Origin of the sequence: Streptomyces sp. NPDC002130 (assembly GCF_040296465.1) — a bacterium.
Classification (GTDB): Bacteria; Actinomycetota; Actinomycetes; order Streptomycetales; family Streptomycetaceae; genus Streptomyces.
In genome coordinates this window covers 1-22,544 of sequence record NZ_JBEOXI010000082.1, presented here as the reverse complement: position 1 = coordinate 22,544, position 22,544 = coordinate 1, and the positions used below count along the sequence as shown (strand labels likewise).

Sequence of the window (22,544 nt, the reverse complement as noted above, 5' to 3'; positions counted from 1 at the left end):
TCGATCCATGCCGGCTTCAAAGGCCCTTCAGGACACGATCGAGTGCGGACCGGCCTGCGGGCCCCCAGTTCGGTTTGCCGCCGGGCAGGCCGCGGTCTCCGTTCTGGCCCATCGACATCAGGAACAGGCTCTTCATGGCGGCCAGTCCGCGCGCCCGTCGCACCGCTGCCTCGTCCGCCTGTGCGTAGCTGTTGAAAAACCGTGAGGCGCCGCCAGCGGGGAGTAGCAGCCAGGCGGCCGCGAGGTCCCATGCCGGGTCGCCGGCGAAGAGTGCGCCGAAGTCGACTACACCCGCCAACGTCCCGTCCGCGACGACGACGTTCGCGGGATGCAGGTCGCCGTGTACCCACACCGGTGGGCCCTCCCACTGCGGGGCCGCCACCGCTTCGTCCCAGACTTCACGGATCTCGTCGGCGATGCCGGTAGGGGCAACGGCCTGGAAGAAGTGCTCGAAGCCGTCTGCGCAGTCCTTCGGGTGAGCGCCGAAGTCCGAAGCGGTCGGTGCGTCGGCGGGCGCCTCCACGTGCAGCGCCCTGAGGAAGCCCGACAGCGTCTCGGCCGCGTGGTCGCCGCGAGTGATCGAGCCATGGTCCAGCGGCGTGCCCTCGACCCATGTCATGACGGTCCAGATCTTGGGGAATCGCTCGGACGGTGCACCGTCCCGTAGCGGGACAGGGATCGGCAGCGGCAGGCGCGCGGCCAGAGTCGGCAGCCACCGGCGTTCCTTGAGTTGTAGATCGGGGCTCGTGTCCATCCGCTGCATCCGGACGGCCAACTCATCGCCGACGCGCCACATTTGATTGCCCCAGCCGCCGGCCACTTCGCGGATGGGCAGGTCGGCCAGGTCCGGATGCTGTTCCCGAAGGAGGTCGCGGACCAGATCCTCGCTGATCTCAATCTCGGATTCGATCATGCCGAGTCACCGTACTTGAGGTAGGCGGAGGCCACCTTGCACTTGGGAAGATCCAGATCCCCGGCTGAATCGGATGCGCATCTACCGGATGGCCGATCGGAGGGTCGCAGGAGGAGATCGTCCGCGGGCTTGAGCTCAGTGCCGCCCAGGCTGGGGGAGGGACTGCGCGCACCAGATCGTCTTGCCGTCGGGGGTGTGCCGGGTGCCCCATCCTTGGGTGAGCTGGGCGACGAGCAACAGGCCCCGGCCGCCCTCGTCGAAGGCGCGGGCCCGGCGCAGGTGCGGAGCGGTGTTGCTGGCGTCGGAGACCTCGCAGATCAGGGAGGTGTCGCGAATCAGCCGCAGCCTGATGGGCGGCTCGCCGTATCTGATGGCGTTCGTGACCAGCTCACTGACGACCAGTTCGGTCACGAACGCCGCCTCCTCCAGGCCCCAGGCGTCCACCTGGTCGACGGCGAGCTTCCTGGCCCGCGGCACCTGCGCGGTGTCGGGCTCGACGTCCCAGTCGGCGACGTGGTGGGGATCCAGTGCGTGGGTGCGAACGAGCAGCAGGGCGGCGTCGTCGGTGCGGCGTTGGGGGAGCATGGTGTCCATCACCGTGTCGCACAGGGTCTCCAGCGACGTGGTCGAGTGGCTCAGGGCTCGCTGCAGTTCGGTGATCCCTTCGTCGACGTCGCGCTCGCGGCTTTCCAGCAGTCCGTCGGTGTAGAGGGTCAGCAGGCTGCCCTCGGGCAGTTGGAGTTCGGTGGCTTCGAAGGGCAGCCCACCGATGCCGAGCGGCGGTCCCGGATGGACGGGCACCGGGGTCCGGGTGCCGTCCTGGGAGATGATCAGCGGCAGGGGATGACCGGCGCTCGCCAGCGTGAGGTGTCGGGAGACCGGGTCGTAGACGGTGTAGAGGCAGGTGGCCCCGGACTCGCCGGTCTGCTGGAAGGGGCCGGTGGGCTGGAGGTCGCTGGCGAGGTGGAGGACCAGGTCGTCCAGGTGGGTCAGCAGTTCGTCCGGTGGCAGATCGACGTCGGCGAGGGTGCGTACCGCCGTGCGCAGCCTGCCCATGCTGGCCGAGGCGTGCAGGCCGTGGCCGACGACATCGCCGACGACCAGGGCGACCCGGGCGCCGGACAGCGGAATGACGTCGAACCAGTCACCGCCCACTTCCGTACCGGTCCCGCCGGGCAGATAGCGGGAGGCCACCTCGACCGCCTCCTGGTTCGGCAGCCCTTGCGGCAGCAGGGCGCGTTGCAGGGTCAGCGCGGTGGTGCGCTCGCGCGAGTACCGGCGGGCGTTGTCGATGGCGACGGCGGCCTTGGCGGTCAGCTCCTCGGCGAGGATCAGGTCGTCGGCGGTGAAGGCCTCGGGCCGGTCGAGGCGGGAGAAGGCGACGACGCCGAGCAGCGCGCCGCGCGCCCTGAGCGGCACGGTGATCCTGCCGGTCAGCCCGTCCGCGGCGATGGACTCGTCGATCACCGGGTTGCCCGGTGGCCAGTGGGCCGGGTCGGCGGCGAGTCCGGGCCCGAAGGCCCACTCGCCGCCCTGGCCGGGCTCGGCGGCGAGCTCAACCGTGGACCGGCCGGCGGCCATGCAGCGGGCGGCGACGGAACCGGGCGCGTGCGTGACCGGTGTCGTGGCCCCCGGAGCCTGGTCGGAATCCGCCTTCGTGCCGTGCTGGGCGGCACGGCTGAGCGTGATGGTCTCGCCGGGGGCGAACGGGAACCCCGAGGGCGGTTCCTCTCCGCGCAGCACCTCGTCGAAGAGGTCCACACTGACGAGGTCGACGAATCCCGGCACCGGGGTCATGGCCAGTTCCCGGGCGGTGCCGACCACGTCGAGCGTCCGGCCGATGCCGCCGCTGGCCTGGTTCAGGATGAGCAGGCGTTGCCGAGCCCAGTACTCGGCGCTCATGTCGAATCCCCAGTTGGCGATCGCGCGGACCATGCCCTCGGCATCCCGGACGGGCCAGATGCTGGTGGCCCAGGCGTTGGCGTAGTCGCTGCCGCGCGGGCGGAAGACGGTGATGAGACGCGTGGGCTCGCCCGTCCTCGCCACTTCGGCGAGCGCGTCGGTGTAGGGCTTGTCGTCCCTTTCGGGAAACAGCGAGCGGTCGAATTCGGGAAGCACCTCGCGGTACTTCTTGCCGAGCACCTGCTCCTCGGAGTGCGCGATCACCCGGCCCGAGGAGGCGTTGATCCACAGGAACCGCAGCTCGGGGTCGTAGACGCCCAGAGCGAAGGGAGACTGCTCGAATGCCCGGTCGGCGATCACCGGGCGGCGCCCCCAACGCTGGATGGTCACCACGTGGCCCAATGCCTGCCCGTCGGGCCCGGACAGCGGGTGAGCCGCCGCCACGGCGTCCACGGTGGAGCCGTCCCGGTGGCGTAGCAGGATGAACCCCGTCGGGTCGGAGCCGGCGCCGTAGCCCTCGGGGAAGCCGGGGGGCGGGGGGCCGACCAGCAGGTCGGTCACGGGGCGCCCGACCATGTCCCCCGCCGTCCAGCCCAGCAGCAGCCGGCCCCCCTCGCTCCAGCCGCTCACCATGCCGTCCGGGTCCACCACGACAGCGGCAGTGGGGGAATCCTGCTTGTCGGCCATCTCCACGTACCACGCCTCCGTCCGGATTGCCGTGCCCGTCGGGGCTGGTTTCCAGCGGCTGCTTCCAGCGTAGATCGGCCCCCGCTCCACGGCGCTCCGGCTGGGGCGCTCAGGGCCGCCGGCGCAATGGGGAACGAGGGGGCGTGTGCCCCCTCGAATCCCGGCCCGGGCCGTCCGTGACGCAGCTACGACCAGGGCAGGACCAGCGCGCCCCAGGCGACGACCGGGCCGAGGGCGACGACTCCGCCGGTGTAGCCGATGACCTGGCGGTAGAAGCGGCGCGGGTCCACCCCGCGGGCGTTGCTGAGGACGAGTGCGCCGTTGGTGGAGAAGGGCGAGGTGTCGACGATCGTCGTGGAGACGGCGAGCGCGGCGATCAGCCCGGCGGCGCTGAGGTGGCTGGAGAGCAGCAGCGGTACGGCGATCGGGATGATCGCGGTGAGGATCGCCGTGGAGGAGGCGAAGGCGGACGTGATGGCCACGGTGAAGCACAGCAGCAGCGCGACGGCGACCGGTGCGCCCAGGCCCGCCGCGTGCTCGGAGATGTTCTCGATGATGCCGGCCCTCTCCAGCATGGCGATGTAGGTCATCATGCCCGCGACCAGCAGCAGGGTGGACCAGCTGACGCCGTCCACGGCCTTCTCCTGGCGCTTCATGTCCACCAGGGCCAGCAGGGCACCGGCCGCGAGGGCGAGGAAGCCGATCTCCAGATGGAAGCCGAGGGCGCCGATGACGAGGGCGGCCAGGCAGGCGAGGGTGAGCCACTGGCGCCAGTCGGGCCTGCCGGACACGGCGAGGTCCTCGTCCTCGGTCGCTTCCTCGGAGCCCACGGCCAGTGGGACGGGACGCTTGGCGAGCAGCACGTAGGTGAGTGCCGAGAGCACCAGGTTGATCAGGAAGCTGGCGCCGAACAACGTCACCGCGGAGATGTGCAGTTCGGTCTTGTCGACCAGGCCGAGCACCAGCGCACCGGACACGGCGAGCGGGGAGAAGGCGCCCGCGTGTCCGCCGCTGATCACCATCATGCCCACGACCAGCGGGTTGAGCTTGTAGCGGTAGGCGAAGTTCATGCCGATCGGCGCGAGGATCGCGACCGCGGCAGGAGTGAAGGTGCCGAACGCCGTCAGCAGCGCGGCCACCAGGAACAACACCCAGGGGATGAGGGCGACCTTGCCGCGCACCAGCCGCACCCCGGCCGCGACCAGCCGGTCGATGGTGCCGTTGCGGCGGGCGACGGAGAACAGGTAGGTGACCCCGACGATGGTGACGAAGAGCTTCACCGGGAACCCCTCGAAGATCTCGTCCTCGGTGAGGCCGAGCGAGGCGGTGCCGACGGCGAAGGTGGCGACGAAGGCGAGGATGCCCAGGTTGATCGGCAGCACCGTGCCGACCACGAACATCACCAGCAGCGCGCCTATGGAGATCACTTCAACAGACATCTTTGTCCTTGGTGCGATGGGGGAGGGGCGCGCCCCGGGGGCGCGAGGGTGTCCCGGTGCGGACGGCTGGGGGACCGGCCGACCGAGGTGATGTCCGCCCCGGTTCAGGCAGCTTGGGTGCGGCCTGTTCCCGGGACGTAGATACGGGCGTCGGCGAGCAGCCGTGCAGCGCGTTGCACGGTGACCCGCCGCGGCAGGCCGTCCCGTATGTCGGTGCAGCGGACCGCGACGATGCCGGCGGGGGTGCCGAGACGCAGCCATTCGTCGGTCGGGCCGCCCGCGGTCCGGCAGACCACGGAGTCCTCCACGAGCCCGGCCGCCGCGACGGCGACGGCGGAGGTCAGGCCGATCGCGGGGTGCGGGGCGTTCATGCTGAGCATGCGCACCGAGATGTCGTAGTCCTCGGCCGCGATCTGCTCCCCGAGGGTGGTGGTGTACGGCACCGGCGGGCCCACCAGGCCCACCTTGGGCACCGCGTCGCCGGGTTCGTCGCCCGGCTTGAGCAGCCCCATCAGTGGTGCGGCGGTATGACGCACCGTGCGCAGCCAGGGCACGTCCGCGCCCATCCGCTCCAGTGGCTCGGCGCCGGTGCGTCCTGCGCCGAGGGCGTCGACGAGGACGACGGGTGCTCCGGCGTCCACCATGCTCGCCCGTACCGGCACGGCCGCAGGGACCGGCAGATCCTGTACTGCCCGTCCGGTGGGGAGCAGTGAACCGGTGGTGCCGCCGGCCGGATCGCGGAAGGTGAGGCCGACGGCGACCCCGCCGGCACGGGTGCCGGGTACGGTCTGACGGCCGAAGTGGTGTACGACGCCACCGGTGGTGTCCACGAGCCCTTCGAGGACCGCGCCGGTGTTGGTGTTGCGCATCACCACACGAGTCCGGTCGCCTGTGATCGCCACCATGCCCTTCGCGACCGCGTACAGCGCGACTCCCGTGGCGCAGTTGCCGCAGTTGCTCGTCCACTCGACCGAGCCCGTGCCGATGCCTACCTGGGCGAAGAGATAGTCCACGTCCACGCCGGGTTCCGGGGCGGCGCCGACCACCGCCGCCTTCGAGGTGGTGGGGGTCGCCCCGCCCACACCGTCCAGTTCCACGGGATCGGTGGAGCCGTACGCGGAGACCAGCAGCTTCTCCAGTTCGCCACGGCCGGCGGGGACGTCGACCTGGTTGAACAGCCAGCACTTGCTGGTGCCGCCACGCACCAGGGTCGCGGGAGTGTGCACGTCTGAGCTCTTCCTTGATCACGAGGGGGAGGGGAGGGCCGAGGCGGTGGTTACGGGCGCATTGCGGGCCGGTGGACCGCTCGGCGATTGCGGAGACCCTCGCAGAGGCGTGACTTCGGAACAATCGCAGTTCGCTTCACATGGGTTTAGCCCAGCTAAAGTCATACGCATGCTGAACGTGCGCCGACTGCTACTGCTCACCGAGGCCACCGAACGCGGGTCGCTCACCGCCGCGGCGGAGGCGCTGGGCATGACCACGTCCGCCGCCTCCCAGCAGATGTCCCTGCTGGAGCAGGAGGCCGGACAGCCCCTGATCGAGCGGCTGCCCCGTGGGATCCGGCCCACCCCGGCGGGTGCCGCGCTGGCCGAGCGCGGTCAGGCGATCCGCCGTGAACTGCGCGCAGCGCAAGCCGACTTGGACTCCTTCATGGCCCTCGACCAAGGCACTTTGCGGCTGGGTTCCTTCCCCACGGCCAGCGCGTCCCTGCTGCCGCTCGCGCTCACCCGCTTCCGACGTCGTCACACCGGCATCCGCATCGAGGTACGCGCCGGGGTCCTCGCCGAGCTCCGGGAAATGCTGCACACCGGAGAGGTGGAGCAGGGGCTTCTCTGGGACTACGAGTGGAACCGCCTCGACGATCCGGCGCTCTCCCTCACCCACCTCCTGGACGACCCCACGGTGCTCGTCGTCCCCGCCGACTCCCCCCTTCGCACCCATCCCTCCGTGCGCCTCGGCGACCTCGCCGACCAGGAGTGGATCATCCGCGCCGACAACCACCCCGTCGCCGACGTCCTGCGTCGAAGCTGTCGCCGGGCGGGCTTCGAGCCGCGCATCGCCTACTCCTCGCACGACTACCAGGAGGCACAGGCCATGGTCGCCGCCGGGCTCGGCATCGCCCTCGCCCCCCGCCTGGCCCTCACCAGCCGCCGCAGCGACGTACGTCTCCTGCCCTTCGCCTCCGACGTACCGGCCCCCACCCGCCGCATCCTGCTCGCCCGCGCCACGGCCCGCCCCGCCACTCCACCCGCCCAGGCGATGGCCCGCGTCCTGCGCACGGTGGCGCAGCGGTTCACAGCCCCCGGCCTGCACCGCGCCCAGCTCGGTGCGGTACGGCGCGGCTGAGGACACGGCGCGACTGAGGACACGGAGCCCACGCGGCCACCATGCCCAACCGTTTCCCCAAAGCCTTGACGATGAAAGAGCGCGCACCTACGGTCCCCACACCGCTCCCGATCGGTCGATCTCCCGAAACTTTCGTCGTGAAGGGAGCGCTCCCATGCTCTGTCCGAGGCGAGAAGAGCAGACGCCGGGATGAGCGACGCCCCTCTGTGAAGGAGGAACCATGTCGTCACACCGCAATGGATCCAGCAACACAGGGCCGGAGTCTCCACGTCGTCGCGCCCTTCTGGCGACCATGGGCGCTCTGCCCGTTCTCGCGGCCGCGGCACCGGCCGTGGGAGCACCTCGTACACCGTCCGTCGCGGCTGCGTTGACCGTCGACCCGTCGGCGACGCGGCAGACGATCCGGGGATTCGGCGGCATGAACCACCCGCTTTGGATCGGTGACCTGACATCCGCTCAGAGGGACACGGCCTTCGGCAACGGCGAAGGACAGCTCGGATTCTCGGTGCTGAGAATCTTCGTCTCCGAGGACCGGGCGAACTGGAACCGCGAAGTCGCCACCGCCAAGCGCGCGATCGAACTCGGGGCGACGGTCTTCGCATCGCCCTGGAATCCCCCCGCTCACATGGTCGAGACCTTCGTCCACGGCCAGCAGACCGACGCGAAGCGGCTCCGGTACAACATGTACGGCGCCTATGCGCAGCACCTGAACGACTTCGTCGGCTTCATGCGGAACAACGGAGTGAACCTGTATGCCATCTCCGTGCAGAACGAGCCCGACTACGCCCATGACTGGACGTGGTGGACTCCGGGCGAGATGACCAGGTTCCTCCGGGAGAACGCCGGCTCGATCAGTACCAAGGTCATCGCTCCGGAGTCCTTCCAGTATGTGAAGAGCTTCTCCGACCCGATCCTCAACGACGCCAGAGCACTCGCCAACGTGGACATCCTCGGGGCGCACCTCTACGGCACACCGTTCCAGAACTTCCCCTACCCCCTCTTCAAGCAGAAGGGCGGGGGCAAGGAACTGTGGATGACGGAGGTCTACTACCCCAACAGCAGCGATTCGGCCGATCTCTGGCCCCAGGCACTCGGCGTCGCGGAACACGTCCACCGCGCGATGGTGGACGCCGAGTTCCAGGCCTACGTGTGGTGGTACATCCGGCGCGGCTACGGACCCATGCGGGAGGACGGCCGGATCAGCAAACGTGGTGCGGGCATGGCGCACTTCTCCAAGTTCGTCCGCCCAGGGCATGTACGCATCGCCGTGACGCCGAATCCCCAGCCGAACGTCTACATCTCGGCGTACAAGGGGAGCGGCTCCCGGTTGGTCATCGTCGCCGTCAACAAGGGAACAGCGCGAGTGAGTCAGCAGTTCATCCTGCAGAACAACACCTCGTCCGGCGTGTCGTCCTGGTTGACGGACGCAGGCAGGAATCTCGCGGCCCAAGGCAGGATCACCGTGTCGAACGGCTCCTTCACCGGTCAGCTCCCCGCTCAGAGTGTGACCACCTTCGTGACCGGGTGAGGATCCCCCCGGCATCAATCCCGCATCCCGATTGAGGGACGCGAGGAGAGCTGGGGGCGACTGCGACGTACGGCCCGGCCGCCGCCCGGCGGCGCCGGGCCGTGCCACGGGGCCGCGGCATTTCGGCGAGGGACGCCGCCGTGTCATGACCCTCGAAGGCGACGACGGCGGGCACTTGGCCCCATCGCTTCGCATGGCCGTCTCGATGCGCCCCTCGGGGCCGTTTCGACGCGCGCACGCCCCCCTCGCCGGCGGGCGGCCGGTGCTCCGCGCGCCGATAGCCTTCCGGTCCGGTTCAAGTGCCGTGTCTTGCCCAGTTCTTGATCGTTCCAAGTGACGTGGAGATGAGCGCTGCTTGGGCCCGGGGTGCGGGCAGGACGGTTCCGGCCGCCGTACTCACGGTGCTGCTGGCCGGGGGCTGCGCCGGGCCGCCGCAACCGGCGCTGCCGGCGTCGGAGCAGGCACGCAGCGACCTGATCAAGACGGCACAGCAGGTGTTGGTGGACCGGTGCATGACCGCCCACGACACCGCGGGACGGCCCGCCGCGCAGGAGGACGCGCTCTTCGGGACGGACCCGGCCGAACTGGAGGTCACCCTCGCCACCGGTCACACCGTCCGCACGCACACGGACGGCTGCCTGGCGCAGGCACACCGCTACCTCTACGGCGACCAAGCCCGCTGGTTCCGCGCCGAGGTCACCGTCAACAACCTGCGCCCGGAGGCGCAAGCCCGCCTCAAGCAGGACCCCCGTTACCGGGCAGCGCTCGCGCGCCGAGCCGCCTGTCCCGAGGGAGACACCCGTTGTGCGCGAGAAAGCGGGCTGGACACCCTGCGGGCCCGGCTGGAGCCCGCCCGGCTCGACGCCGTCCGCGCAGCGCACCGCGAGGACATCACCACGTACGAGCAGTTGCGCGACCGCGCACTGCACCGCGCGGCCCGGCTGCTGGCCGGCCGCCCCACCCCCCACCAGAAAGGTCCCGACCCGTCATGACGAAAAGCAGGCTGTTCACCGCCGTCGCAGCGGCGTTCCTCCTCGTCGCCGGTGCGCTCACCACGGCCGGCACGGCAGGCGCCGCCGATTGCCCGCGCGGCGAGTTCTGCGTCTGGCAGAACGCGAACTTCTCCGGCCAGCGTGCCAACTGGTCCGGCGACGACCGCTGGTGGGAGAGCTGGATCGCGGACACGGACTCCTCCTGGGCCAACCACGGCATCTCCGGGCCGGGCATCAAGGACCATGTCCGGGTCTACTCCCGCGCCAGTCTGGGCGGACACATGACGATCTGTCTCACCCCCGGCCAGGAAGTCGGCTACAACGGCGCGGCCAACGACCAGGGCGACTCCCACACCTGGGCCATGGGCTGCTGACACGAGGCACCACCGGAGCCCCTGCCGGACGCACGTCACGCAGGGGCTCCGCGCTGCGCCCGGGCCTGAACGCGTGAGCGGGCGTCGAGCGAGATCTCGGAGCCCCGCAGGCCGGCTATCGGGCGACGGGCTTCCTGATGCGGGCGGACTCGTCCTGCAGGAGCAGGGAGAGCAGGGAAGCCACGGACAGGCCGGCTTCGGCCGGGTGGCGCAACACCTTGTCCGGCTCGATGCGGTAGGTGTTCGTGCGTCCGTCCCGGGTGTGGGAGAGATAGCCGTCATGCTCCAGATCGGCGATGATCCGCGAGACGGCGCGTTCCGTGAGACGGCATCGGGCAGCGATGTCACGGATGCGGACGTTCGGGTTGTCGGCAATGACTGCCAGTACGCGCGCGTGGCTGGTGACGAACGTCCATCCGCTGTGGGACTCGGGCACTGCGACCATGCGCAGCATTTTAGAGCAGCCCGTTGCCGGAACGTAGATACGTGACATACTTTTCATGCAACAGATGACGTGCTCCCCTCGGGGATCCATAGAAGGAGCCCGACCATGCCCTGGGACGAGGCCGGCATGCCGGCGCTCACGCGCGACACCGGCGCCGAGACGCTGCCGGAACGGCCCACCGCGCCTGCCTCGGAAGGGGCCGCGGTGCTGCAATACGAATGGCGCGGGGCCTGGGTCGTCATCGCCCGCGGCTCCTACGACATGGACTCGATCACGCCATTGGCGGACGCGCTGGCGGTCGCGGTCAGGAAGCATCCGAAGGTGATCCTGGACGCCTCCGGCATCACCTTCGCCGACTCGACCCTGCTCAATCTGCTGATCCTCACCCACCAGGCGGGCACCCTGCGGGTCGTGGCGCCGTCGGCGCAGCTGAAGCGGCTCTGCGAGATCACCGGAGTGGACAGCATCCTTCAGACCCGGGATTCCGTCGACGACGCCGCCGTCTCCTGAGCGGGCCCGCCTCGCTCTCGTGACACTCCCCCCGGTCTGTGGGCCGGCGTCTCCGACGGGTTCGGTGGCGTGCCGGCGCAGTTCGGCCGGGAGGTGGCTCCTGCTTTGTTCAGGGCCTGAAACGTGGGTTAACCTGCGGCGTATTTCCACATCGCATACATATCTGTGACCGTGGAAAACGCATGCACGACAACCGGGCCGCACATCGGTCCGGGGGGTTCCGAGTCCTCGGCATCGAGGGCTCGTGGGGAGCGGAACGAGGGTGCGCATGACCAGCGACAGCACTGGGGTCGTCGATGCGGTGCCGGGCGACCAGGAGTTGCGTCGGCTGCTGGCCGGCCTGACGGCCGTACGCGACGGGGACTTCGGCACCCGGCTGCCGGACGACGCGGACGGCCTCATGGGCGACATCGCCAAGGTCTTCAACGGCATGGTCGACCAGCTGTCCGTGTTCACCTCCGAAGTCACCCGGGTGGCCCGCGAGGTCGGCACCGAGGGCACCCTCGGCGGGCAGGCGGAGGTGCCGGGCGTCTCGGGCACCTGGGCCGACCTGACCGACTCGGTCAACGCCATGGCCGGCAACCTGACCACCCAGGTCCGCGACATCGCCCAGGTGGCCACGGCGGTTGCCAAGGGCGACCTCTCGCAGAAGATCGACGTGCCCGCCCGTGGTGAGATCCTTCAGCTGAAGGAGACCGTCAACACGATGGTCGACCAGTTGTCCGCGTTCGCCGACGAGGTCACGCGGGTGGCCCGCGAGGTCGGCAGCGAGGGACGGCTCGGCGGCCAGGCACAGGTGCCCGGCGTGGCGGGCGTCTGGCGTGACCTCACCGACTCGGTGAACTTCATGGCGGGCAACCTCACCGGCCAGGTCCGCAACATCGCCCTGGTGGCCACCGCGGTGGCCAAGGGTGACCTCTCGCAGAAGATCACCGTGGACGCGCGCGGGGAGATTCTGGAGCTGAAGAGCACCATCAACACGATGGTCGACCAGTTGTCCGCGTTCGCCGACGAGGTCACGCGCGTCGCCCGTGAGGTCGGCACCGAAGGACGCCTCGGCGGCCAGGCCCAGGTGCGCGGTGTGTCGGGGACCTGGAAGGACCTCACCGACAACGTCAACGTGATGGCGTCGAACCTGACCGGCCAGGTCCGCTCCATCGCCCAGGTCGCCACCGCCGTGGCGCGCGGCGATCTCTCGCAGCGCATCACCGTGGAGGCCGCGGGCGAGGTCGCGGCGCTGGCCGAGGTCATCAACACGATGGTCGACACGCTCTCGGCCTTCGCCGACGAGGTCACGCGCGTCGCCCGCGAGGTCGGCACCGAGGGGCGCCTCGGGGGCCAGGCCCACGTGCCGAACGTCGCCGGCACCTGGAAGGACCTCACCGACAACGTCAACTCCATGGCCAACAACCTCACCGGCCAGGTGCGCAACATCGCGCTGGTGACGACCGCGGTGGCCAGGGGCGACCTGTCGAAGAAGATCGACGTGGACGCCCGCGGCGAGATCCTCGAACTCAAGACGACGATCAACACGATGGTCGACCAGCTGTCCGCGTTCGCCGACGAGGTCACCCGTGTCGCCCGCGAGGTCGGCACCGAAGGACGCCTCGGCGGACAGGCCGAGGTCGAGGGAGTCTCCGGCACCTGGAAGCGCCTGACGGAGAACGTCAACGAACTGGCGGGCAACCTGACCCGGCAGGTCCGCGCCATCGCCGAGGTCACCAGCGCCGTCGCCGAGGGCGACCTGACCCGCTCGATCAACGTGGAGGCGTCCGGCGAGGTCGCCGAGCTCAAGGACAACATCAACTCGATGGTGGAGTCCCTGCGCGAGACCACCCGGGCCAATCAGGAGCAGGACTGGCTCAAGACGAACCTCGCCCGGATCTCGAGCCTGATGCAGGGCCACCGCGACCTGCCCGTGGTCGCCGAGCTGATCATGGACGAGCTGGTGCCGCTGGTGTCGGCCCAGTACGGGGCCTTCTACCTCGCCGAGGACGGCGACGACGGGCCCGAACTGCGGCTCGTCGGCTCCTACGGCTACCCGGAGGAGAGCAGCCGGCCCTCCCGCATCGCCTTCGGACGCACCCTGGTCGGACAGGCCGCGCGCAGCCGCCGCACCATCATGGTGGAAGAGCTGCCGGACGGCTACGTCACCATCTCCTCGGGCCTCGGCCAGGTGGTGCCGTCCGCGCTGGTGCTGCTGCCGGTCGTCGTCGAGGGGCAGGTCCTCGGTGTCATCGAGCTGGCCTCGGTCACGCCCTTCACCCAGATCCACCGGGACTTCCTCGCCCAGCTGATGGAGACCATCGGCGTCAACGTCAACACCATCGTGGCCAACGCCCGCACCGACGAGCTGCTGGTCGAATCCCAGCGACTCACGGTCGAACTCCAGGCCCGCTCCACGGAGTTGCAGGTGCAGCAGGAGGAACTGCAGCGCTCGAACGCGGAACTGGAGGACAAGGCCTCGCTGCTGGCCGCGCAGAACCGGGACATCGAGGCCAAGAACCTCCAGATCGAGCAGGCCCGCCAGGAACTGGAGACCCGCGCCCAGCAGCTGTCGCTGGCCTCGAAGTACAAGTCGGAGTTCCTGGCCAACATGAGCCACGAACTGCGCACCCCGCTCAACAGCCTGCTCATCCTGGCCCAGTTGCTGGCACAGAACCCGTCCCGCAACCTCACGCCCAAGCAGGTCGAGTACGCGCAGATCATCCACTCCGCCGGTTCGGATCTGCTGCAGCTCATCAACGACATCCTCGACCTGTCGAAGGTCGAGGCCGGGAAGATGGACGTCACACCCGAGCGGGTGACGCTGCGGCAGCTCATCGAGTACGTCGAGGCCACCTTCCGGCCGATGACGACGCAGAAGAGCCTGGAGTTCACGGTGACGACGGCGCCCGGCGCGCCCGCCGACGTACTCACGGACGACTCCCGGCTGCGCCAGGTGCTGCGCAACCTCCTGTCGAACGCCGTGAAGTTCACCGAGCAGGGCAGCGTGGAACTGAGCATCGAGCCCGCCTCGGACGACGAGGTGCCCGACGGTGTGGTGCGGGGCGCCGCCGTGGTCGCCTTCCGGGTCAAGGACACCGGCATCGGCATCCCGGAGCAGCACCTGGAGACGATCTTCGGTGCCTTCCAGCAGGCGGACGGCACGACCAGCCGCAAGTACGGCGGCACCGGCCTGGGCCTGTCCATCACGCGGGAGATCGCCCAACTGCTCGGCGGCGCCGTCTCGGTGCACAGCACGCCCGGCCAGGGCAGCACGTTCACGCTGTTCCTGCCCGTGGCCCGCCCCGACTTCGAGGAACTGCTCCACCACGGCAGGCCTCTTGAGCGGATCTCGGCGGAACCCGCGCCGGAGGGACTGTCCGGCTCGGTGCCGGTGCCCCAGATCGGGCCCGGCCCCCGGCCCCGGCGTCTGCTCGTCGTGGAGGAGCGGTCGCGCGGTCTGCTGACCCTCGTCGCGGAGAGCGTGGTCGCCGACCTGACGCACGGCCGCTCCGACGGTGCTCAGCGTCCCGCGGTCGACATCATCACCGCCGTCGGCGCACAGGAGGCGGCCGGTGCCCTCGCGTCCGAGCCGTGCCACTGCGTCGTCCTGGAGCTGGGCATGCCCGACGACGAGGCGTCCCGCTTCCTCCAGGCCCTGGAGGGTGACTCGGCGCTGACGAGCGTTCCGGTGCTGGTGCACAGCAGCCACCCCGCGGACGTGCCCCTGGACGAGACGCTGCGCTCCCGCTCGGCGGACGGCGCACTGGAGCTGCTGTCCAGTCTCGACGAACTGCGCGAGCGCATCGCCCTGCACCTGTCCGCCGAGGAGCCCGGGGACGTGCTCTCCCTCGTCCGCACCGAAGGGCCCCAGCATCTGACGCCGCCCACCGTCGACGACGCGTCGGTCGGCCGTACCGTCCTCGTCGTCGACGACGACGCGCGGAACCTCTTCGCGCTGAGCGGGATCCTGGAGCTGCAGGGCTTCCGCGTCCTGCACGCCGAGAACGGGCGCAGAGGCATCGAGACGCTGGTGAACAACCCGGACATCGCCCTCGTGCTGATGGACGTGATGATGCCGGAGATGGACGGCTACACCGCGACGGCCGAGATCCGCCGAATGCCGCAGTACGCCGAGCTGCCCATCATCGCCGTCACGGCCAAGGCGATGCCGGGCGACCGGGACAAGAGCCTCGCCTCGGGTGCCAGCGACTACGTCACCAAGCCTGTCGACACGCGCGACCTCATGGCCTGCGTCCGCCGCTGGCTGCCCGCATGAGCGCACCGGCGCCCGACCCGCACACCGGCGGGCCGGGCGCTCCGCAGCGCCTGTCGTTCCGCGTCCCAGGGCACTCCAGCCGAGGAGCATCCACACCGTGAGCATGTCCGAGCAGCCGCGCGAGCCGGGTCGGGGCGGTCAGCCGAAGCGCGCCGCGGCCGCAGATCCGGAGTCTTCTCTGCCGTCGGCGACCTCCGACGCGTCGTCCCCGGCCACGGAGGGCAAGTCCACGTCCTCCGACGAGCAGGCGGCGGCCCCCAGCGGGCCAACGCGGGACATCGACGGTTCGCCGGCCTCCCACGACGAACCGCCCGCCGACCTCGAGGACCTCTCACCCGCCTCCCCGGTGGGCCGGCTCGCCGCCACCGTGGAACGGCTCAGCCGGGAGGTACGGGCCGCCCAGGCGGAGGCCGAAGGGCGTGCCCTGATCGAGCTCGCCAAGGGCGTCCTGGTCGAGCGGCTGCAGTGCGGCCCCGCCCAGGCCGCCCGCCAGCTCACCCAGTTGGCGGAGCAGGCCCAGGTCACCCCCCTGGAACTCGCCGTCGACGTCATCAACCAGGCAGCCCGGGACCGGATGTCCGAGGTGACGGACGCCTTCCTCACCGCCACCAGGGCCGCGGACGAGGCGGAGACCGAGTCGGCCGCCGTGCGCCTGCGCGCGGCGGAGAGCGGCGTACTGGCGGCGGACGACGCCCAGGCCGTGGCGGACGCCCTGCTGGAGCAGGCGCTGCGCCCGCTCGGTGCGGTGGCCGTGGCCGTATGGGCCGTCGGTGCCGACGGTTCGCTCACCCTGGCGGGCAGCGCCGGTTTCTCGCCGGCCGAGGCGGAGCGCTGGCGTTACGTCCCGCCGGACGTGGTGACCGTGGCGCGACGGGGGCTCATCGAGCGCGAGGGGCAGTGGATCACCACCCTCGGCGCGACCGGACTGCCCACCATCGGCCTGCACCACCATCCGGACGGCGGCCGGGCCGCCCTGCCTGCCGGCACCGGAGGCCGCATCCACGGTGTGCTGGAGATCGCCTGGCCGACGCCGCTGGCGCCGCAGTCCCCGCAGATCGTCCGGCAGATGGAGGCGCTGGCCGAACTGTGCGCCCACACCCTGGAGATGTACACCCCGCCACAGGGAGCGGCCCAGGAGCCGCGCTTGCTGCCGGACGCCGCCGAGCTGATGGATCTGGCCGACGGGCTGTACGACCCCGCCCTCGTCCTGGTGCCGCATCTGGACGGCGACGGGCACCTGGTGGACTTCCGCATCCAGCACGTGAACAACCGCTTCCTGGACCCGGCCGGCAGGCCGCGGGCGGTCGTGAACGGCGCGCTGCTCCTGGAGGCCTACCCGATGGCCGCCGGGGACAGCGAGTTGTTCCAGCGCGTCGAACGGGTCTACGCCACCGGTGAGCCCTTCCGGGCCCGCCGCATGAACCTCACCGCCCTCGTCGACCAGGTCTCCCTCTCGGCGGTCGCGGACATCAGCATCAGCCGTCACGGCATGTCCGTCCTCCTCATCTGGCGCATCGAGGACGAGACGGCGCGACTGGCCAGCCTGCTGCAGCACGCCCAACGTCTGGGCCGTATCGGCGGGTTCGAGGAGAACGTGCTCACCGGCGAGATCACCTGGAACGGGCAGCTCTTCGACCTGTACGGGCGCCCGCAGACGAGCACCCCGGTGCCGCTGGAAGAGCTGCCGGCCCATGCGCACCCGGACGACGGCGTCTCCATCCGCCGCTTCCTGCGTACGCTGCTGCACCACCAGCGGCCGGCGGCCGCCGACTTCCGGCTGCAGCGGCCGGACGGGGTGACCCGTCACATCCGGATCGTCGCCGAACCCGTGCTCGACACCGACGACCGGCTGCTCCTGGTGCGCGGCGCCTGCCAGGACATCTCGGCCCAGCACTGGACCGAGGTGGCGCTGGCCGCCACGCGCGACCAGCTGGCGCACACCGAGCAGCAGGCGACCGAACGCAACCGGCTGACCCTGCAGCTGCAGCACGCCATCATGCCCCCCACGCAGGCCCCGCTCCAGGTGTCCGGCCTCCAGGTCGCCGTGCGCTACCGGCCCGCGGAGACCGAGCAACTGGTGGGCGGCGACTGGTACGACACCGTCGTGCTGCCGTCCGGGCAGGTGCTGCTGTGCGTCGGGGACGTGGCCGGGCACGGCATCGAGGCCGCCACCAGCATGGTCGTCCTGCGCAACGCGCTGCGCGGCCTGGCCGTGACCGGCGCCGGGCCGGGCCAGCTGCTGTCCTGGCTCAACATCGTGGCGCACCATCTGACCGGCGCCGTCACCGCGACGGCGGTGTGCGGACTGTACGATCCGGCCCGGCGGACGCTGCGCTGGGCCCGGGCGGGACACCTGCCGCCCGTCCTCGTCCGGGACACCGAAGCGGCCCCCCTGCCCCTGGTCAAGGGACTGCTGCTGGGGGCCGTCCCCGAGGCCGTCTACGAGGAGACGGAGCTCCAACTGGCTGCCGAAGACACCCTGTTGATGTACACGGACGGTCTGGTCGAACGCCGTGACCGGCCGGTGGAGGAGTCCCTGACCCACCTCCTGACCACCGCCCGCGCGGCGCCCAGCACGCTCGACCAGCAGCTGGACCGCCTGTTGACCTACAGCAAGTCGGACACCGACGACGACACGTGCATCGTCGGCATCCGGGTCGGGTGAGGGGCCGGAGCAAGGAGGCGCGGGGAATGGCTCTGCAGCCCCTCGTGCCTCACCGTGGCCGCCACCAGCGCCACTCCCCGCGTTCCGCGCCGACCTGCGGATCGACAGCGGTGTCCACGGGTTCCGGCAGCCACGGCCCCACATACGCCTCGCGGCGGACCCGCGCCGACCGGGCCACGTTGATCGCCAGCCGTGTGGTGATCCTCGCCAGGAACGCACCCTCGTCCAGCACCGTGCTCCGGTCGACTGCCTGCCAGCGCACCCACACGTCCTGCACCACGTCCTCCGCCTCCGACACGCTGCCCAGGACGCGGTAGGCGATGCCGAACAGCCTCGGACGCAGCCGCTCGAACGCGTCCGCCGCCGCGTTCAGCGCGTCGTCGGGGAGGGGCCGCTGCTGGTCCATGAAGCCGATGCCTCCGGGGTCGACGGTCGTGTCGTTCGACACTACGTCCCCCGGAGGACCGGCATACGCTCCTAGTCCTCGTACCGGGGCGTCCACTGCGCCCCGGCGATGGCCTTGCGCAGGTCCTCCTCCGTCGCCTGCGGGGCCACCCCGTCCTCGACGGCGGCGAGGGCCGCCGCCAGGGCGATCTCGCGGGCGGACTCCCGCATCCCGGTCAGCGGCGGCAGCAGGGGCACGGGGAGGTCCTCGCCGTCCGCCGCCCGCACCGCGCACCGCGCGACGGCCCGGGCGGCGGCCACGAGCATGCGGTCCGTGACCCGGGTGGCCCCGCTCGCGGTCACCGCGAGGCCCATGGCCGGGAAGACGTACACGTTGTTCGACTGCGCCACGGGCACCTCGCGCCCATCGACCGTCAGTGGCGGGAAGGGCGAACCGGTGGCGATCAGCGCCCGCCCGTCGGTCCAGCGGGTGAGGTCCGCGGGGTCGGCTTCGGAGTGCGAGGTGGGGTTGGACAGCGGGAAGACGACGGGCCGTTCGCAGGTCGACGCCATCTGCCGGACGATCTCCTCGGTGAACGCGCCGTGCGCCGTCGACAGCCCGATGAGCGCCGTCGGCTCCACGCGGCGCACCACCTCGGCCAGGCCCGTGCCGTCCCAGTCGGCCACCTCGCTGTCGTCGCGCGCGAACTCCCGCTGCTGCGGGGTCAGTTCGGAACGCGAGGACACCAGCAGGCCGTCGACGTCGAGGATCCAGAACCGCGCCGTGGCCTCGTCCTCGGACAGCCCCTCGTCGACCATGGCCGTACGGATCATGTCGGCGACGCCGATGGCGGCCGACCCGGCGCCCAGGATCACCACACGCTGCTCCGGCAGCGGCGTGCCGGCCACGTCCGCCGCGGTGGACAGGGCACCGAGCGTGACGGCCGCGGTGCCCTGGATGTCGTCGTTGAAGGTGAGCAGCCGGTCGCGGTAGCGCGCGAGGATCGGGTGGGCGTGGGCGGTGGCGAAGTCCTCCCACTGCAGCAGCGTCCCCGGCAGTTCCGCCTCGACCGCCGAGACGAACGCCTCGATCATCTCGTCGTACTCGGCGCCGGTCAGCCTCCGGGCGCGCCGGCCCAGGTAGCGGGGGTTGTCGAGCAGGGTCTCGTTGTCGGTGCCGACGTCCAGCAGGATCGGCAGCGTGCGGGCCGGGTGGATGCCGCCGATCGCCGTGTAGAGACTGAGCTTGCCGACGGGGATGCCCATGCCGCCGACGCCCTGGTCGCCCAGGCCGAGGATGCGCTGGCCGTCGGTGACGACGATGACGTCCACGTCGTGGTCCCGGTGCGGGCGGTTGCGCAGGATGTCGCGGAAGCGGTGCCGGTCCTCCCAGGTCAGGAACAGCCCGCGGGGCCGCCGGTAGATCTCGCTGAAGCGCTGACAGGCCTCACCCACCGTGGGCGTGTAGACCACGGGCAGCAGCTCCTCCAGGTATTCGGTGACCAGACGGTAGAAGAGCACCTCGTTGGTGTCCTGGAGCTGCCGCAGGTAGATGTGCCGGTTGAGGGGTTTGTCGTAGCCGTGGAACGCCTCGTAGGCGCGGGCGACCTGCTCGTCCAGGGTCTCCACGGCGGGTGGCAGCAGCCCGTCGATGCCCAGCTCCTCGCGTTCGCGCCGGGTGAAGGCGGTGCCCTTGTTGACCAGGGGGTCGGCCAGGGTCGTGACGGCGGGGCTGGTGGTGGCGCGGGGGTGATGTGTCGGCTGGTCCATGAGGTGACGCCTTCCCGTGACGCGCCGGTTCGTGCGGGTGACGTGTGCCATCCGGACGAAACACCGGCTCCGGGGAAACGTCCCCCGGCCACCGATGAGTTCCGCCCTGCCGCCCGGTCTGCCTCTTCGTACCCCTCGCCGAGCTCGACACCCGCCAGGAGACAGTGACATGAGTGTGACGACGCCTCAGACCCCGCTCGCGCCGACCGAGTCCCGCAGAGCTTTTCTCGCCACCCGCCCCGTGTGGCTGGTCGGCGTCCTGGCCACCCTCGCCGGTGCCGTCGTGACCGAGGCGTTCGCGCTCGTCGCGCGGGCCGCCGGTGTCCCCATGGAAGCGGCGAGTCCCGGGGCCACCGAGGCCGCGCGGATCCCGGTCGGCGGCTTCTTCGGCGGAGTGGTGTTCTGGTCGATCGCCGGAATCGTCCTGGCCGTCGCGCTGGCCCGCTGGGCCAAGAGGCCCGCCCGCACCTTCACCGTGACCACCGTCGCCCTCACCGCACTGTCCCTCGCCGGCCCGGCCGTCGCCCCGCACACCCCGACGTCCACCCAGATCGTCCTGGCCGCCTCCCATGTGGTGGCCGCCGCGGTCGTCGTCCCGCTCCTGGCCCGCAGGTTGGCCCACGGACAGCGCTGACCCCGCACCCCCGACACGGGCCCGTCGCGCCTCGGCGCCGACGGGCCCGTCGCTGTGACTCCTCCCGCGGTCTCCTCCCGCGCCGCCGCCCGGCGATGGCACCGTCACCACCCCGAACGGCCCAATCACGCTGCGCCGGAGGAGGCGAATGTGGATGAGCGGTGTGACCGTGGTGGAAGTGATGCCGTGGACACAGGGACGAGGAGGCGCGATGGCGGAGGCACTGGTCGAGGGCGGCACGAAGGGCGCTGTCACGACGGTCGGCGCACGCCCGTCCCCGGGCGTCTTCGAGCAGCTCAGCGCAGTCGCCGACGCCGTCCTCTACGAGGGTTACCTCCTCTACCCCTACCGCCGCTCGTCCACCAAGAACCGCGTCCGCTGGCAGTTCGGCGTGCTGTTCCCCCGGGACTGGGTGGAGGCGGACGGCCCCGTCCTCCCCGGTGTCTCCGGCTCCGCCGACTCCTGGTACCAGCAGACCGAGTGCCTGCTGCGGATCCGTCAGCAGGGCGGCGCCCGCGTACGCATGCGGGTCCGCTACCTCCAGATGCAGCGCAAGCAGGTGGAAGAAGCGGGCCGCCCCGTCGAGTCGCTGCACGGCGACGACGGCACGGTGCATCTGACCTTCGACGAGGCCCTGCCGCGCGAGTGCGAGGTGGAGGCCCCGCTCGACGAACTCCTCCGGGGCGGACGGACCGTCGCGGTGGGCGCCGCGGCTGGTGAGGACGTCGAGCCGCTGCCCGAGAGCACCGGGCGAGTGGTGCGCAGCCGGGAGGAGATCCGGGCCGAGACCACCCTCACCGCCGAGCGGCTCTCCGAGGACCTCTGCCGGATCCGCGTACGCACCGCGAACACCGCGCCCGCGCCGCGACCGGGCACCGCGCGCGACGAGGCACTGCGCCGGGCCCTCATCGCCACCCACACCCTCGTCGGCGGCGACGGGGTGGAGTTCGTCTCGCTGATCGATCCACCGGCGGACCTGCAGGCACCCGTGCGCGCGTGCCGCAACGAGTTCACCTTCCCCGTGCTGGGGGGCGAGGCCGCAGACACCGGACGCGTCCTGCTGTCCGCGCCGATCATCCTGCCAGACCACCCCCAGGTCGCCCCCGAAAGCCCGGGCGACCTGCACGACGCCGCGGAGATCGACGAGATCCTCACGCTGCGCACGATGCTGCTGACCGACGAGGAGAAGCGCGAGGCGCGAGCCACCGACCCGCGGGCGGCGGCGATCCTCGACCGCGTCGACACCATGCCGCAGGAGGTCTTCGAACGGCTGCACGGCGCCGTCCGCTCCCTGACACCGGCCACCCCCACGGCGTCCGCCGACCACCCCCTGACGCCCGTCACCCCCACGGCGTCCGCCGACCACCCCTTGACCCTCGTCACCCCCTCGGCGTCCGCCGACCGTCCCGCCTGGTGGCAGGAGGGCGCCGACGACGGTCTCTCACCGACCACCGACACCGTGCTCGTCGACGGCGTCCGGCTCGGCGGCGGCAGCCGCGTACGGCTCCGGCCCCGGAGGCGCGGCGCCGACGCCCAGGACATGTTCCTGGCCGGCCGGACCGCCGAGGTCGCCGCCGTCTTCCACGACGTGGACGGCAGCGTGCACCTCGCCGTCACCCTCGACGACGACCCAGCCGCCGAACTGAACAACTGGTACGGCCGCTTCCACTACTTCCGGCCCGACGAGC

Annotated in this window: 15 protein-coding genes and 1 pseudogene; 9 read left to right on the top strand and 7 right to left on the bottom strand. The window is 71.0% G+C overall.

What is annotated here, in order from left to right; genetic code table 11:
• Positions 1-16: 16 nt before the first annotated feature.
• The 4 genes from ABT116_RS17750 to ABT116_RS17735 all read right to left on the bottom strand — a co-directional run bounded on the left by ABT116_RS17750 (position 17) and on the right by ABT116_RS17735 (position 6,167).
• Entirely contained in the window at positions 17-913 is an 897-nt protein-coding gene (locus ABT116_RS17750; protein ID WP_351634050.1) for an aminoglycoside phosphotransferase family protein, read from the bottom strand.
• Positions 914-1,048: 135 nt separating this feature from the next.
• Entirely contained in the window at positions 1,049-3,502 is a 2,454-nt protein-coding gene (locus ABT116_RS17745) for a SpoIIE family protein phosphatase (RefSeq protein WP_351634076.1), read from the bottom strand.
• A 185-nt stretch (positions 3,503-3,687) separates the two neighbouring features.
• A complete protein-coding gene (locus ABT116_RS17740; RefSeq protein WP_351634047.1) occupies positions 3,688-4,941 on the bottom strand; it encodes an SLC13 family permease in 1,254 nt (417 codons plus the stop codon).
• Positions 4,942-5,045: 104 nt separating this feature from the next.
• On the bottom strand, positions 5,046-6,167 hold the full coding sequence (locus ABT116_RS17735; protein WP_351634044.1) for a PrpF domain-containing protein: 1,122 nt from the start codon (positions 6,165-6,167) through the stop codon (positions 5,046-5,048).
• Positions 6,168-6,336: 169 nt separating this feature from the next.
• Between ABT116_RS17735 and ABT116_RS17730 the strand changes: the two genes are divergently transcribed.
• The 4 genes from ABT116_RS17730 (at position 6,337) to ABT116_RS17715 (ending at position 10,184) form a co-directional block, all read left to right on the top strand.
• Positions 6,337-7,290 carry a LysR family transcriptional regulator gene (locus ABT116_RS17730; RefSeq protein WP_351634041.1) on the top strand — a complete coding sequence of 318 codons (954 nt, stop codon included), beginning with the start codon at positions 6,337-6,339 and terminating at the stop codon, positions 7,288-7,290.
• A 220-nt stretch (positions 7,291-7,510) separates the two neighbouring features.
• Positions 7,511-8,818, top strand: a complete 1,308-nt coding sequence (gene xynC, locus ABT116_RS17725) for a glucuronoarabinoxylan endo-1,4-beta-xylanase XynC (protein WP_351634039.1) — start codon at positions 7,511-7,513, stop codon at positions 8,816-8,818.
• Positions 8,819-9,162: 344 nt separating this feature from the next.
• Positions 9,163-9,810, top strand: coding sequence for a hypothetical protein (locus ABT116_RS17720; RefSeq protein WP_351634036.1), 648 nt, complete (start codon positions 9,163-9,165; stop codon positions 9,808-9,810).
• Positions 9,807-10,184: a peptidase inhibitor family I36 protein gene (locus ABT116_RS17715; RefSeq protein WP_351634033.1), complete on the top strand. Its 378-nt coding sequence runs from the start codon at positions 9,807-9,809 to the stop codon at positions 10,182-10,184. The genes ABT116_RS17720 and ABT116_RS17715 overlap by 4 nt, the downstream gene beginning before the upstream one ends.
• A 115-nt stretch (positions 10,185-10,299) precedes the next feature.
• Here the strand turns inward: ABT116_RS17715 and ABT116_RS17710 are convergent, their stop codons facing one another.
• Positions 10,300-10,629, bottom strand: a complete 330-nt coding sequence (locus ABT116_RS17710; protein ID WP_351634030.1) for a helix-turn-helix transcriptional regulator — start codon at positions 10,627-10,629, stop codon at positions 10,300-10,302.
• Positions 10,630-10,734: 105 nt separating this feature from the next.
• Here ABT116_RS17710 and ABT116_RS17705 point away from each other — a divergent pair, with 105 nt between their 5' ends.
• From ABT116_RS17705 to ABT116_RS17695, 3 genes are all read left to right on the top strand, one after another.
• Positions 10,735-11,139, top strand: a complete 405-nt coding sequence (locus tag ABT116_RS17705) for an STAS domain-containing protein (protein WP_351634027.1) — start codon at positions 10,735-10,737, stop codon at positions 11,137-11,139.
• 268 nt (positions 11,140-11,407) lie between these two features.
• Positions 11,408-15,403 (top strand): hybrid sensor histidine kinase/response regulator, encoded by a 3,996-nt coding sequence (locus tag ABT116_RS17700; RefSeq protein ID WP_351634024.1) that lies wholly within the window; start codon positions 11,408-11,410, stop codon positions 15,401-15,403.
• Between the two features lie 103 nt (positions 15,404-15,506).
• Positions 15,507-18,068 carry a SpoIIE family protein phosphatase gene (locus ABT116_RS17695; RefSeq protein ID WP_351634073.1) on the top strand — a complete coding sequence of 854 codons (2,562 nt, stop codon included), beginning with the start codon at positions 15,507-15,509 and terminating at the stop codon, positions 18,066-18,068.
• A 73-nt stretch (positions 18,069-18,141) separates the two neighbouring features.
• Here the strand turns inward: ABT116_RS17695 and ABT116_RS17690 are convergent.
• Positions 18,142-18,474, bottom strand: a pseudogene (locus ABT116_RS17690) (sigma factor); the annotation flags it as partial.
• A 71-nt stretch (positions 18,475-18,545) separates the two neighbouring features.
• Positions 18,546-20,222, bottom strand: coding sequence for an NAD-dependent malic enzyme (locus ABT116_RS17685; RefSeq protein ID WP_351634021.1), 1,677 nt, complete (start codon positions 20,220-20,222; stop codon positions 18,546-18,548).
• Between the two features lie 169 nt (positions 20,223-20,391).
• Between ABT116_RS17685 and ABT116_RS17680 the strand changes: the two genes are divergently transcribed.
• A complete protein-coding gene (locus tag ABT116_RS17680; protein ID WP_351634018.1) occupies positions 20,392-20,856 on the top strand; it encodes a DUF6069 family protein in 465 nt (154 codons plus the stop codon).
• Positions 20,857-21,067: 211 nt separating this feature from the next.
• A partial coding sequence (locus ABT116_RS17675) for a hypothetical protein (protein ID WP_502983889.1) occupies positions 21,068-22,544 on the top strand: 1,477 nt, incomplete at its 3' end.

What these genes read in the sequence shown, in the direction of transcription:
- ABT116_RS17685 (WP_351634021.1), bottom strand. Translation starts at nt 20,222, where the DNA reads ATGGACCAGCCGACACATCACCCCCGCGCCACCACCAGCCCCGCCGTC.
- xynC (WP_351634039.1), top strand. Translation starts at nt 7,511, where the DNA reads ATGTCGTCACACCGCAATGGATCCAGCAACACAGGGCCGGAGTCTCCA.
- ABT116_RS17700 (WP_351634024.1), top strand. Translation starts at nt 11,408, where the DNA reads ATGACCAGCGACAGCACTGGGGTCGTCGATGCGGTGCCGGGCGACCAG.
- ABT116_RS17695 (WP_351634073.1), top strand. Translation starts at nt 15,507, where the DNA reads ATGTCCGAGCAGCCGCGCGAGCCGGGTCGGGGCGGTCAGCCGAAGCGC.
- ABT116_RS17730 (WP_351634041.1), top strand. Translation starts at nt 6,337, where the DNA reads ATGCTGAACGTGCGCCGACTGCTACTGCTCACCGAGGCCACCGAACGC.
- ABT116_RS17750 (WP_351634050.1), bottom strand. Translation starts at nt 913, where the DNA reads ATGATCGAATCCGAGATTGAGATCAGCGAGGATCTGGTCCGCGACCTC.
- ABT116_RS17720 (WP_351634036.1), top strand. Translation starts at nt 9,163, where the DNA reads ATGAGCGCTGCTTGGGCCCGGGGTGCGGGCAGGACGGTTCCGGCCGCC.
- ABT116_RS17680 (WP_351634018.1), top strand. Translation starts at nt 20,392, where the DNA reads ATGAGTGTGACGACGCCTCAGACCCCGCTCGCGCCGACCGAGTCCCGC.
- ABT116_RS17740 (WP_351634047.1), bottom strand. Translation starts at nt 4,941, where the DNA reads ATGTCTGTTGAAGTGATCTCCATAGGCGCGCTGCTGGTGATGTTCGTG.
- ABT116_RS17710 (WP_351634030.1), bottom strand. Translation starts at nt 10,629, where the DNA reads ATGGTCGCAGTGCCCGAGTCCCACAGCGGATGGACGTTCGTCACCAGC.
- ABT116_RS17705 (WP_351634027.1), top strand. Translation starts at nt 10,735, where the DNA reads ATGCCCTGGGACGAGGCCGGCATGCCGGCGCTCACGCGCGACACCGGC.
- ABT116_RS17745 (WP_351634076.1), bottom strand. Translation starts at nt 3,502, where the DNA reads ATGGCCGACAAGCAGGATTCCCCCACTGCCGCTGTCGTGGTGGACCCG.
- ABT116_RS17715 (WP_351634033.1), top strand. Translation starts at nt 9,807, where the DNA reads ATGACGAAAAGCAGGCTGTTCACCGCCGTCGCAGCGGCGTTCCTCCTC.